This window comes from Microbulbifer echini (assembly GCF_041447225.1).
GTDB classification, from domain to species: domain Bacteria; phylum Pseudomonadota; class Gammaproteobacteria; order Pseudomonadales; family Cellvibrionaceae; genus Microbulbifer; species Microbulbifer echini.
Window position 1 is genome coordinate 242,339 of record NZ_JBGMEL010000003.1, and the last position, 12,199, is coordinate 254,537.

At 58.4% G+C, this 12,199-nt stretch carries 12 protein-coding genes; 8 read left to right on the forward strand and 4 right to left on the reverse strand.

Annotation, left to right across the window (positions count from 1 at the left end; all coding sequences use genetic code 11):
• Positions 1 to 7 precede the first annotated feature (7 nt).
• The 6 genes from ACCI51_RS04855 to ACCI51_RS04880 all read left to right on the forward strand — a co-directional run bounded on the left by ACCI51_RS04855 (position 8) and on the right by ACCI51_RS04880 (position 6,883).
• Positions 8 to 1,189 carry an O-succinylhomoserine sulfhydrylase gene (locus ACCI51_RS04855; protein WP_371842794.1) on the forward strand — a complete coding sequence of 394 codons (1,182 nt, stop codon included), beginning with the start codon at positions 8 to 10 and terminating at the stop codon, positions 1,187 to 1,189.
• 177 nt (positions 1,190 to 1,366) lie between these two features.
• Positions 1,367 to 2,278, forward strand: coding sequence for an AAA family ATPase (locus tag ACCI51_RS04860; protein WP_299584805.1), 912 nt, complete (start codon positions 1,367 to 1,369; stop codon positions 2,276 to 2,278).
• A 4-nt stretch (positions 2,279 to 2,282) separates the two neighbouring features.
• On the forward strand, positions 2,283 to 3,284 hold the full coding sequence (locus ACCI51_RS04865) for a DUF58 domain-containing protein (RefSeq protein WP_371842795.1): 1,002 nt from the start codon (positions 2,283 to 2,285) through the stop codon (positions 3,282 to 3,284).
• Complete coding sequence (locus tag ACCI51_RS04870; RefSeq protein WP_299584691.1) at positions 3,284 to 5,308, forward strand: transglutaminase TgpA family protein; 2,025 nt, start codon at positions 3,284 to 3,286, stop codon at positions 5,306 to 5,308. The genes ACCI51_RS04865 and ACCI51_RS04870 overlap by 1 nt, the downstream gene beginning before the upstream one ends.
• A 24-nt stretch (positions 5,309 to 5,332) precedes the next feature.
• Positions 5,333 to 6,553, forward strand: coding sequence for an MFS transporter (locus ACCI51_RS04875; protein WP_371842796.1), 1,221 nt, complete (start codon positions 5,333 to 5,335; stop codon positions 6,551 to 6,553).
• An 81-nt stretch (positions 6,554 to 6,634) separates the two neighbouring features.
• A complete protein-coding gene (locus tag ACCI51_RS04880; protein WP_371842797.1) occupies positions 6,635 to 6,883 on the forward strand; it encodes a DUF3175 domain-containing protein in 249 nt (82 codons plus the stop codon).
• 40 nt (positions 6,884 to 6,923) lie between these two features.
• Here the strand turns inward: ACCI51_RS04880 and sppA are convergent, their stop codons facing one another.
• The 4 genes from sppA to arsC all read right to left on the reverse strand — a co-directional run bounded on the left by sppA (position 6,924) and on the right by arsC (position 10,197).
• The gene (gene sppA, locus ACCI51_RS04885) at positions 6,924 to 8,792 is read right to left on the reverse strand and encodes a signal peptide peptidase SppA (protein WP_371842798.1); all 1,869 of its coding nucleotides are present in this window, start codon (positions 8,790 to 8,792) and stop codon (positions 6,924 to 6,926) included.
• A gap of 81 nt (positions 8,793 to 8,873) precedes the next feature.
• Complete coding sequence (locus tag ACCI51_RS04890; protein WP_299584703.1) at positions 8,874 to 9,221, reverse strand: DUF2069 domain-containing protein; 348 nt, start codon at positions 9,219 to 9,221, stop codon at positions 8,874 to 8,876.
• A gap of 10 nt (positions 9,222 to 9,231) precedes the next feature.
• Complete coding sequence (gene wrbA, locus ACCI51_RS04895) at positions 9,232 to 9,852, reverse strand: NAD(P)H:quinone oxidoreductase (protein ID WP_299584706.1); 621 nt, start codon at positions 9,850 to 9,852, stop codon at positions 9,232 to 9,234.
• Positions 9,853 to 10,197, reverse strand: coding sequence for an arsenate reductase (glutaredoxin) (gene arsC, locus ACCI51_RS04900; protein WP_371842799.1), 345 nt, complete (start codon positions 10,195 to 10,197; stop codon positions 9,853 to 9,855).
• A 126-nt stretch (positions 10,198 to 10,323) separates the two neighbouring features.
• Here arsC and ACCI51_RS04905 point away from each other — a divergent pair, with 126 nt between their 5' ends.
• Positions 10,324 to 11,712 (forward strand): YihY family inner membrane protein, encoded by a 1,389-nt coding sequence (locus ACCI51_RS04905; RefSeq protein WP_299584712.1) that lies wholly within the window; start codon positions 10,324 to 10,326, stop codon positions 11,710 to 11,712.
• Positions 11,687 to 12,088 (forward strand): TlpA family protein disulfide reductase, encoded by a 402-nt coding sequence (locus ACCI51_RS04910; protein WP_299584715.1) that lies wholly within the window; start codon positions 11,687 to 11,689, stop codon positions 12,086 to 12,088. The genes ACCI51_RS04905 and ACCI51_RS04910 overlap by 26 nt, the downstream gene beginning before the upstream one ends.
• Positions 12,089 to 12,199 lie beyond the last annotated feature (111 nt).

Below are 12,199 nucleotides of genomic sequence, written 5' to 3' on the forward strand. Positions count from 1 at the left end.
GCGGTATATGTTTGAAGACGACGGTTACGCACTGGAAACCCTGGCGGTACGCGCCGGGCAGGTCCGCTCAGAGGAGGGCGAGCACTCCGAAGCCCTCTATCTCACCTCCAGCTATGTTTTTCCCTCCGCCGCTGAAGCCGCCGCGCGCTTTTCTGGGGAAACTTCCGGCAACGTCTATTCCCGCTATACCAATCCCACCGTGCGTATGTTCGAGCAACGCATTGCCGCCCTCGAAGGTGGTGAAGCGGCGGTGGCCACCGCCAGTGGCATGGCTGCGATTCTCAGTATTTGCATGGCTCTGCTGAAAAGCGGCGATCGGGTGATCTGCTCCCGCAGTGTGTTTGGCACCACCACCGCGCTATTCGGGCGCTATATGGAAAAGTTCGGTGTGCGTGTGAGCTATGTCGATCTCACCGATATGGACGCCTGGAGGCAGGCGGTCGACGGTTCCACCAAACTACTGTTTATGGAAACCCCTTCCAACCCCTTATGTGAAGTGGCGGATATTAGCGCCCTGGCAGAAATTGCCCACAGTGCCGGCGCCCAGCTGGTGGTGGACAACTGTTTCTGTACCCCGGCGCTGCAGCGCCCTCTGGCACTCGGTGCCGATATTGTTGTGCATTCCGCGACAAAATTTCTCGATGGTCAGGGCCGCGCACTGGGTGGTGTCGCCGTGGGGCGCAAAGAGGTTATGGATGAGCTGGTCGTGTTCCTGCGCACCGCCGGCCCCAGCATGAGCCCGTTCAACGCCTGGATTTTCCTCAAGGGTTTGGAGACACTGAAGTTGCGCATGCAGGCCCACTGCACCAATGCCCTCGATCTGGCCTGGTGGCTGGATGAGCAGGAAATGGTGGAGAGGGTCAACTACACCGGGCTACCCAAACATCCCCAACACCGACTGGCCCGTGCACAACAGGATGCCTTTGGTGCTGTGTTGAGTTTCACCGTGCGCGGTGGTCGCGCCGGGGCCTGGAAAGTGATCGACAACTGCAGAATCCTATCCTGCACCGCCAATCTCGGCGATGCTAAAAGCACGATTGTGCACCCAGCCACGACCACCCATGGCCGTCTCAGTGAGGAAGATAAGGCCCGCGCTGGAATTACTGAGAATCTGATTCGCATCTCGGTGGGGCTGGAAAATGCCGAGGATCTTAAGCGCGATCTGATGCGTGGATTGTCCCAGCTGTAATCGCCGCGATTGTCCCGCGCGAGTCTGGGATAGGTTCGATCTACCTATGATTAATACCGGGTGCCGGCTCTGTATTGAAAGAGATTTGGCACCATGGCGCCTGTTGCTGAGAGTTGGCGGGCGCTCACACCGGGTCTCATTCGTGGCCTGAGAAAAATGAGCAGTAATGGATTTACCGTGCAAAAAATAGTTTCCGCCATTGTTTCCGATATCGGCAGTGTTCTGCTGGGTAAAGAGCGCCAGGTAAAATTGGCCCTGGCCTGCCTCCTGTCCAAGGGACATCTGTTGATCGAGGACCTGCCGGGTATGGGCAAGACCACCCTGGCGCACGCTCTGGCCCAGGTGCTGGGTCTCTCTTACAAACGCGTGCAATTTACCAGCGATATGCTGCCGGCAGATATTCTCGGCGTATCGATTTTTGAGCGGGAGTCGGGACAATTTCATTTTCACGAGGGGCCGGTATTTAGCCAGGTGTTGTTGGCCGATGAAATCAACCGCTCATCGCCCAAAACCCAGAGCGCCCTGCTGGAGGCCATGGAAGAGCGCCAGGTCAGTGTGGATGGAGAGACCCGTCCCCTGCCGCAGCCATTTTTTGTGATTGCTACCCAAAATCCACTACAGCAGTCCGGCACTTTCGCCCTGCCGGAATCGCAGCTGGATCGCTTTCTGATGCGAATCAGCCTCGGCTATCCCACCCGCGAGGCGGAGCGGGCCCTGTTTTTGGGCGCCGATCCGCGCCTGCAGCTGGCCAAGTTAAAACCGCGCATCGATCTTTCTACGCTGAAAAAAATGCAAAGCCTGGTGGGCCAGGTAAAAGCCTCCGACAGCCTGCTGGACTATTTGGAACGGCTGGTGCTGCATACCCGTCAGAGCTCCGATTGCGCCCTGGGTTTGTCGCCACGCGGTGCTCTGGCGTTGCTGCGCGCCGCCAAAGCCTGGGCCCTGATTCACCATCGCGGTCATGTGCTTCCGGAGGACATTCAAGCGGTGTTGCCCTCAGTGGCGGGACATCGCCTGCAGAGTGATGGCGGCAGCGGCGACCAGCTGGTAGAGCGCCTGATGCGCCAGGTAGATATTATCGCGGCCTGAACCAATGAGAGTGACTCGCGATAGTGCCCAGCAGGCTCAACCGAAAACCCTTCGCCATTTTTTTCGTCGGTTGGGTGAGCGCTGGCTCAGCCGCCGCGTGCCGCGCGCACGCGCGATTACCCTCAATCACAGCCGCTTATTTATCCTGCCCACCCGCGCGGGACTTGGCTATTTGTTAGTGGTCGCTGTGTTGTGGCTGCTCGCTACCAACTATGAGAACAACCTAGTATTTGCCCTGACTTTTTTGTTGATCAGTGTCTTCGTTATTTTGCCGGTGCACACCTTCGCCAATTTGAGTGGTCTGCGCCTGCAGTTACTGAGTACGGAGCCGGCTTTTGCCGGCGATTTCGCCGAGGCAAAGATCAACTTAAGCCGCGAGGACAAGCGCGAGCGGGAGTGGATACAGGTCCACTGGCCGACCGAGGAGGGGGCTTATGTGGATCTCTGCGAAGAGCGCAGTGCGGACTTTCGCGTCGCTCTGCCGGTACTGGAGCGGGGCCGTGTTCAGGCACCGCGTTTAAGGGTGGAGAGCCGCTTTCCATTGGGGCTATTTCGCTGTTGGAGTCGAATCGATCTGGATGTGGAATTTTTGGTGTACCCGCGGCCACTCGCCGGTGGCCCCCTACCTCTGGGGGAGGCCCTGGTGGAGGGCGAGTCCGGTCCGGTGCGCCGCGGCGGAGATGACTATGCCTCGCTCAAGCCCTACCAGCCCGGTGACTCTCTGCGGCATTTGGCCTGGAAGCAGTACGCGGCCGGTCGCGATCTCTACAGCAAAGAGTACGAGAGCCGCACGGATACCCGTTTATGGCTCGACTGGGCGCTGCTCGATGGCCGCGATGTGGAGACGCGCTTGAGCAATCTGTGCCACTGGGCGCTACAAGCTGAGAAACAGGGTATTGCCTATGGCCTGCGAGTACCCGGCACGACCCTGCCGCCATCGCTGGGGATGGAGCACCAGCAGCGGGTGCTCGGCGCACTGGCCCTGTTTCCCAAGTGGGGTGGGTGATGTCGAATAACCGGGACCTTTTGCCCCGCGAGAGCCTGCTGTGGATTTTTGCCGCGCAGTTTGTCGCGCTGTTGCCCCAGTTGGCCCAATTGCCACTGTGGATCGCTTTTGCCTGGGCTTTTGCGGTGTATTGGCGCCTGGAGGTTTTCCGCGGCCGCCGCGACCTGCCTGGCCGCCCCTTAAAATTCCTGGTGATACTGTTGACGGTGGCGGGGCTCGCGCTGTCCTACCAGCGCTGGTTTGCTTTGGAGCCGATGGTGGCGCTGCTGGCGCTGTCGTTTACCTTGAAAAATCTGGAGCTGGTGAGCCGCCGCGATGCCTTTGTGAGCCTGCTGCTGGCCTATTTTGTCGCGGCGACCCTGTTCGTGCGGGAGCAGTCGATCCCCTATGCCCTCTATGGTTTGATCAGTGTCTTGGTGATTACCGCGGCGCTGGCGGCACAGTTGGGCAGTTTCAGTGCGCGTCCGCGCCGGGCTCTGGGGCTATCAGTGCGCCTGTTGGCGCAGGCAACACCGCTGATGTTGTTGTTGTTTGTGGTGATGCCGCGCCTGGGGCCGCTGTGGAATGTGCCTCAGGATACCTCCGCCGGGCGCACTGGGGTGAGTGATTCCATGGCGCCGGGAGACTTTACCCGCCTGTCAAAGTCCGCTGAGCCGGCGCTGCGTATCGCTTTCGATGGACCCATACCACCACCGGAGCAGCGCTATTGGCGCGGGCTGGTGTACTCCGAGTTTGATGGACGCACCTGGCGCCAGGGCTTTGGTGTCGATCCGCGCAACGGAGGTCAGGTGTATTGGAAAAGCGGCGAGCGCCCACTGCCGCAGGTCGGTCCGCGCTATCGCTATCGGGTGATACAGGAGGCCAGCCGCAGTCCCTGGTTGTTTGCCCTGGCAAGGCCCGCTTCGGATAGCGCCGGAGTGGGAGAGACCCTGGACGATCGACTGGTGAAACGCACCCCGCTGTACAGCCGTTTTGCCTATGACGTGCGCTCCTGGCCGCGCGACCCTCAAGCTGTTCCGATACCGCTAAGCAGCGCCGAACGCCGCCGCAATTTGCAGTTGCCCGCGGATGGCAACGAGCGCACCCGCGCGTGGGTGGAGCGTTTGCGCCGCAAAGGTTTGGGTGCAGAGGCGATTTCCTCACAGCTTTTGGCGCGCTATCACCGCGAATTTACTTATACCCTGAGTCCACCGGCGCTGGGCAGAGACAGCGTGGACGCGTTCCTGTTCGATAGCCAGAAAGGCTTTTGCGAGCACTTTGCCGGTAGCTATGTTTTCACGATGCGCGCGGCCGGGGTGCCGGCGCGGGTTGTGGCGGGTTATCAGGGCGGCGAATGGGTCAGTGGCGAAAAATATTTGTTGGTGCGCGAATACGATGCCCACGCCTGGGCCGAAATCTGGCTCGATGGACGCGGCTGGCAGCGTGTGGACCCCACGGCGGCGGTGTCTCCAGAGCGAGTGCGGAATGGCCTGGAGAGCGCTGCGGGCGAGGAATTTATGCGCGACTCACTGCTGCCGGTGCACCGCATCGATGCCCTGGTAAAGTTGCGTCTGCAATGGGACATGATCAACTACCGTTGGTACCAGACTGTAGTGAGCTTCGATAGCGAAAAGCAGCGCGATACCCTGCAGCGTCTTCTGGGTGATATTTCCCCACTGCGTATGGCCCTGTTTTTTGCCGCACCGGTCGCCGTTGTTTTACTGGCGATGTTGCTCTGGACGCGCTTGGGAAGCCGGGGGCGGAGGCGACCGGCGGTGGAGCGCCTGTACGGGGTATTCTGCCGGCGCATGGCCAGAGCGGGTATTGCCCGCCGTGCCGGAGAGGCGCCGCGGGATTATGCTGAGCGTATCTCCGCCGCAAAGCCGCATCTTGCCGAGTTTGCCGAACGGGTGACCCAGACCTTTGAGCGCGCTGCCTACGGCGGCGAAGCCAGTGCGCTAAAGGAACTGCGCTATCTGCTGCGCTGGCGTTTGCTGCTATTGCCGCGAGTGCCGATTAATAAAAACAAACTGGCAGGTCAATAACTCTTGGACGGTATATCAGTCAAGATGCCACTCAGGTTACAAAAGTTTCTGCTGGGCTACAGTGGTACTTCTCTGGCCACTGGCCTACAGGTGATCCTTCTGCCCTGGATCGCGCTAACGGTGGTAGATCTGCCGGCGCTGCAACTGGGCTGGGTACAGGCTTCGGTGCTGTTACCAAACTTGGTGCTTCTACTCTTTGGCGGGGCGCTGGCAGATAGGCGCGACCCGGCCGCAGTCGCCGCGCTGGCCTGTATCGGCCTTGCCCTTTGCCATGGGGCGCTACTCGGAATCTACAACTTATTTTTGATCTCCCTGCCGATACTTTTGCTCTACGGGATCTGTTTGGGAATTTGCAGTGCTTTTCTACAGCCGGCCAGGGACAACCTGGTACAGCGTGGGGCGCGCAATCGCGGGGTGCAGGCCTCGGAGCGCCGCGTGCAGAAAACCGTCACCTGGATGATGTTGGCCCAGTACGGAGGCCAGGCAGTAGGGATGTTGCTGGCGAGTCGCTTTGAGTACTGGGGATTGCAGGCATTGCTGGGGGTGCAGGTTGGCGTGTTGCTGCTAGCTGCCGCGGCTCTGGTGAGCTTGCGCGAACAGGGCGCGGGCCGAGCCGCGACAGAAAAGCTGCCCCACACTCTGATCCTCGACGGGCTGTCCCAGGCCTGGCGCCACCCGGTGCTGCGTGAGTTGACCGCGCTGATGGCCTTCAATGGGCTTGTACATATCGGTGTATTCCTGGTGGTACTGCCACTGTTGGCCGAGGGTTACGGCCGTGGTGCGGGGTATTACGCGACTCTGCAGTTGGCTTTTGTCGCGGGGACGGTGATCGCCACCGTGACTATGCTGCGTCGCGGTCAGGGGGCGGAGCCGGGGCGGGGTATTCTTATGTGCTTGCTCTACAGTGCGGCACTGTTGGTAGCGATCAGCCTCGGCCCCACTGAGCTGGGCCTGATCGTGCTGTGCCTGTGTTGGGGGGCGGTAGCGGCGGCTTCGGCGGGGCTCGGACGCGGTATCGTACAGCTGCTCGCTCCGGCGGAATACCGCAGTCGGATTATCTCTATCTACCAGTTTGCCCTGTTTGGCTCCGCCGCCCTGGGCGCTCTCGCCGCCGGAGTCTTGAGTGAATATGCAGCCCCTCTCACCACATTACTGTGGGCGGGAATCCTGAGCCTAGTCGCCTTTGCCCTGGTGGCTTTCAGCGGTGCACTGCGCCGGGTAAAAATCTCCGATAGTGAAGTGTGAAACCCTCCGCGCAACCGGTCTGCCCACCGCCACGATATAGTTCCACTGGTATCCCTCTTTGTGGAGCCATCGGTGAGTCCTGTGAAAAAAGCTGACTGGTCGAAGGCGGTGACACGCCACAGCTATGCATTGAATCTGCGCGAGGGGCTTTTTCGCCAGAGGGACCCGAAAGCCATCGCTCGTTCACGGCAAGCGGCGGCGGAATCGAGCCAGCAGTGCAAGTCGGACCCCTATCGCGCCGGGACGTGGCTATTGAGAGAAGGGCGCCGGGCACTGGAGGTGGCCAAGGAGGCGTTGCGCGGGTTCTATAGGGGTCCGCGCCGGCACTGAGCCGGCGGCGGAGTTTCTGGTGAGAGTGCGATGAAAGGTCTCAGGGTGCTTGGCAGGGCAGGCAGCGCACATAGAGCGCGCGGGGGTCGCGATAGCTCTGCAACTCGGCGATTGGCGCGAGTGCCGGTTGTACACTGTTTAACCAGGCGCCGAGTGGTAAGTTGGCCTCAAGGCTCGCGGCAATTTTCGCGTCTACATTATCGCTTAATGCGCGCAGGAATTTCTCGCCGGGGGTCAGTTCACGCTGGATCTCCACTACGTCGTATTCTTCGACTTCAGCAAGCTGCGCGGCGTCGGCGATGGCGTCGCTGAGATTGCCGAGATCATCCACCAGTCCCAACTTCTTGGCGGCGCGGCCGGTCCAAACCTGCCCCTGGGCAATTTTGTGCACTTCTTTTGGGGTGCTGCCACGGGCTTCGGCGACTATGCGAAGGAAGCGCGCATAGGTGTTATTCACCCCCTGTTGCAGGATACTGGCAGCAGCTGGCGGCAGGGCGCGGTCGAGACGCATACTGCCGGCCAAGTCGGAGGTGCCCACACCGTCGGTATAGACCCCGATATGTTCGAGGGAATCCTCAAAGGTGGGGAAGGCGCCGAAAACGCCGATGGAACCGGTGAGGGTGGCCGGTGAGGCCCAGATACGGTCGCCGCCGGTGGCGATCCAGTAGCCACCGGAAGCCGCGAGGCTGCCCATAGAAATAACCACCGGAATTTTCGCCTCGCGGGTGGCCAGCAACTCCTGGCGAATCGCCTCGGATGCAAAAGCGGAGCCGCCGCCACTGTCAATACGCAGCACCAGGGCGTCGACTTCTTTCTCACGGGCACGCGCGATTAATTTGCCCAGGCTTTCGCTGCCGATACGTCCGGCGGGCGCTTGACCATCGACAATCGCCCCGCTGGCGGTGATCAGCCCAATTTTGTTGGATTCCTTGATCGGCTTGGCGGCTTCGGCAATCTTGTGGCCGCGCAAGTAGGCGAGTGCATCGATGGATTTGTATTTGCGCTCTTTACTTTCGTCCTCACCGATGGCTTTTTTCAGCGCTTCCATGGCCTCGATTCGGCTGGCGAGGTGATCTACCAGTTTATTGGCCAGGGCGGCTTCGGCCCAGCTGCCCTCGTGTTGCTGCAGTTTTTGCGGCAACTCGTTGATAAACAGATCGATACTCTCGGCGGGCAGGTTGCGCAACCCGGTGACCTGCTCACTGTACTCACTCCAGAGTTCGTTCAGCCAGCGCTGGTTGTTTTCCCGTGAGGCGGGGGACATGTCGTCGCGGGTGTAGGGCTCGATAAAGTCCTTGTAATCCCCCACGCGGAAGACGTGGAAATTTACCTTGAGCTTGTCCAGTGCACTCTTGTAATAGTTGCGATACACGCCGAAGCCGGTGAGCATCACGGAACCCATGGGGTTCAGGTATACCTGATCGGCGTGGCTGGCGAGAAAGTACTGCGCCTGGGTGTAATTATCGCCCACTGCGTAGATGGGTTTATCGGCGGCTTTAAAGCGCTGAAGTGCTGCGCCTATTTCATCTAGCTTGCTGAGACTGCCCCCCACCATATGATCCAGTTCCAACACCAAGGAGGAGATACGCTTGTCATTGGCGGCCTCGTCGATGGCGTCAACGAGGTCTTTGACCCTGACTTCAGTCGGCCCGCGGTTGCCGCCAAGGAAAATAGGCAGGGTGGCGGGTTGGCTGAGCTCATCCACGAGAAAGCCGCTTGGGGCTACGCGCAGGGCCGCGCCCTGAGGGACCACCAGGCGCTCGTCCTTACTGAAGATGGCGATGCCGAGAAATAGCAATATCAGCAGGAACACAATATTGGTGAACACGCGCCTCAGCCAGGTGATGGCGCCGCCAATTGCAGCTAAAAAGCCTCGGGCAAATCCTTTTTTCTGGGGTGAATCAGTCAAACCTCAAAACTCCTAAGTGTGTGGAAGGTCTCTATTTCCACGCCTGTGTGTCTGGAACCAATGCGGATAGCCGCAATGGAATTACTGCATGCGATGCCAGCGACTGCTCATCATTGCAGAAAAGAATAGGATAAGGCTCAAAACCACCATGACGCCATCCTGCCAGCCGCGTGTAGGCATCATTACATCGACAATACTGGTGGTGATATAGAGCAACAAAATAAAGCAGAGCCAAAGGTAACTGCGGGGACGCTGTTTGATAAGGCCTGGCAATACCAGCAAAAGCGGTACCGTCTGGATTAGCCAAAGGGCGAGGGAGCCACCCGGTACAAACAGGTTCCAGACTACAAACAGGACCAGTAGGCCGATATAACAGAACCAATTGATTCGGAGCGCAATGCGTAATTTGCGCCGGATAGTGTCGTTCACGCGTAATCCTCTATTTGGCCGTTGTTGCCGGTTGGCTCAGGGTCTGGGCTAGTTGGCCGATGCGTACACCGAGCGCTCTACACAGGGTGATTTCATCTTCACTCAGCTCGCTGCTGTGGCCCTTGTTCCAATGGGAGGCACCGTAGGGTGTGCCACCGGTGCTGGTGCGCATCAGGGCAGCTTCGGAATAGGGAATGCCGGCGATCAACATGCCGTGGTGTAAAAGCGGTAGCATCATGGAAGTGAGGGTGGTTTCCTGACCGCCGTGCAGGCTACCGGTTGCGGTAAACACCGCGGCCGGTTTTCCGGTCAGGCTGCCCTCCAGCCAAATATCGCTGGTTTGGTCGAGGAAGTAGCGCAGCGGCGACGCCATATTGCCAAAGCGGGTGGGGCTGCCCAACAAAAGCCCGGCGCATTCGCGCAGGTCATCGAGGGTGCAGTAGGGCGCGCCCTTGCTGGGCACCGGCGCTAAGCTGGCCTCCGTGTCGGGGGAGACGGCGGGCACGGTGCGCAGGCGCGCGGCAATCCCGCTCGATTCGACACCGCGGGCCAATTCTGCGGCCATTCGCTCGGTGGCGCCGCTGCGGCTGTAATAGAGAACCAACACATAGGCTTCGCATTCGGGTGCCATTTATAGCAGCTCCAGAGCATTTTCGGGCGGGCGGCCAATGGTGGCTCTGTCATCTTTTACAACGATCGGGCGCTGGATCAGGATGGGGTTTTCAACCATGGCCTCGATCAGTTGAGCGTCACTCAAGTTTTTGTCTTTCAGGTTGAGCTGTTTGTAGGGCTCCTCACCGGTGCGCAAAAGGTCGCGCGCGGGCATGCCGAGTTTTTGCAGGATGTGTTTCAGATCATCTGCCGTGGGTGGGGTTTGCAGGTAGAGAATCACTTCCGGTTCCACGCCATTGTCCTGCAACAGTTGCAGGGTTTGACGGGATTTTGAGCAGCGCGGGTTGTGGTAGATCATCCACATTATGTCGGTATCCTGTTACTGTTTGGCGTATTCTAACCGAATACCGTAGCGAAATTCTAAGGCGTGAGTCGAGTACTCGCCGCTTTTGCCAGAGGTCGCACACAGGGAATGAAACTGGAATCAAGCATGAAGGATTGGGTGGTTCAATGGCGGCGCTTCGCCACTTCACTGTGGTCGCTTTTTGTAGAGAAAGATTGTCAGAAGAGCGCCGCGGCGCTCACTTATATGACGCTTTTCGCCATAGTGCCATTGGTGACGGTGAGCTATGCAATGTTGTCGCTGTTCCCAGATTTTGCTGGTTTACAGACCCGTTTACAGGAGCAGATCTTTTCTCACTTCGTGCCACAAAGTGGGCGTGAGGTGCAGGAATATATCAGCAGTTTTTCCGCCCAGGCCCAGCGGCTCACCGGCCTCGGTATTGCCATGCTCGTAGTGACCTCGGGGCTCACACTGCGCAGTATAGAAGGTACCTTTAATTCGATTTGGGACGTGTCCCGAGGGCGCAGTGGGGTTTCGAGTTTTCTCCTGTACTGGGCCATTCTCAGTTTAGGGCCAATTCTATTGGGCGCCGGGCTCGCCGCCAGTACTTTTTTGCTTTCGCAGAAATTGTTTTTAGGGGGTGAGGAAGGGATCGGCATGATGGCGGTTGTGCTGCGGGTATTGCCGTTTATTTTTACCAGTATTGTTTTCACTCTGCTTTTTGTCGCCGTGCCCAATTGCTATGTGTCACTGCGCCATGGCATTGAGGGTGGGGTGGTCACCTCCATCGCCTTTGAAATTATGAAGTACCTGTTTGGCGCTATTGTTGCGCGCAGTTCGGTACAGGCCATCTACGGAGCCTTTGCTTTTGTACCCCTGTTTCTGCTGTGGATTTATATGATGTGGATGTTGGTGCTGGCGGGTTGTGTACTGGTACGCACCTTGTCGGTATACCGCGCTGCAACCCAGGGGCGCCAGCACTCGGATTTGGTCGCTACTTTGGTTGTTCTCTGGCAAATGTTTAAAGGTGGGCGACACGGCAAACCTCTTCGGGAGAGAGATATTTCTCTGCTTGGGATTAAGTTTATTCAGTGGCGGCGCCTGCGCGATATTTTACAGGGGCACCGGGTGATCGCTCAGACCGATGGAAGTGATTACGTCCTGTTGCGCGATCTGAATTCAGTGTCGTTGATGGAGCTGGCGGGCTGGTTGAGTCCCCAGTGGATTCCCGCGGGGATTCCCGACGACCTGAAAGGATTTGAATGGTACGGTGAGGTGGAATGCCGTTTTGCCAATGCGCGCAGTACAGTGAGTGAGCAGCTCGGTGTAACGATCGGGTCTCTTTTTGAGACGGCCCTGAATAAGGACGATGAAAAGTATCGATACGCGCAGGGTGCGCTAGAGCATCAAAAGACAGATCAAGAAATTGCGGGACCAGCTGAGGAAGACGATGTTGCAAATAGCGATAACAAAAAAAACGAAGAAAACTCTGGGGGTAATCTCTCTATTCTTGGCAAGCGCAATAAGCGGCTGTGATGGCGAACCTACCCTGCAAACCACGAGCGGCAATCCCGTTGCGATTGAAGGGAAAACGATCCTGGTTAACTATTGGGCGGAGTGGTGCCAACCCTGCCGAGAAGAAGTGCCGGTGCTCAATGCGCTTGCCCAGAACAACAGCGACCTGGTGGTAGTGGGTGTGAACTTTGATGGTTTGCCGAAATCCACCGTTATCGAGCAGGCGCAAAAACTCGGCATAGAATTTCCCCTGTTGGCGGGAGAGCCTGAGGGCCGTTGGGGGCAACCCTGGCCGGAAGTACTACCTACCACTTTTGTAATTGGAGCCGACGGCCGCTGGAAGAAAACACTGGTGGGTCCGCAAACTGCCGAGGACTTCAGGGCCGCTCTGCAGTAAGCCTAACCAGCGAATGGAATTTATAAAACGATAACTAATGTAACCAGAATTAAAGTAACTATAACCAAAGTATCTATAGGGCGGGGGCGTAAGGCTGCTAGCATGCCGCCA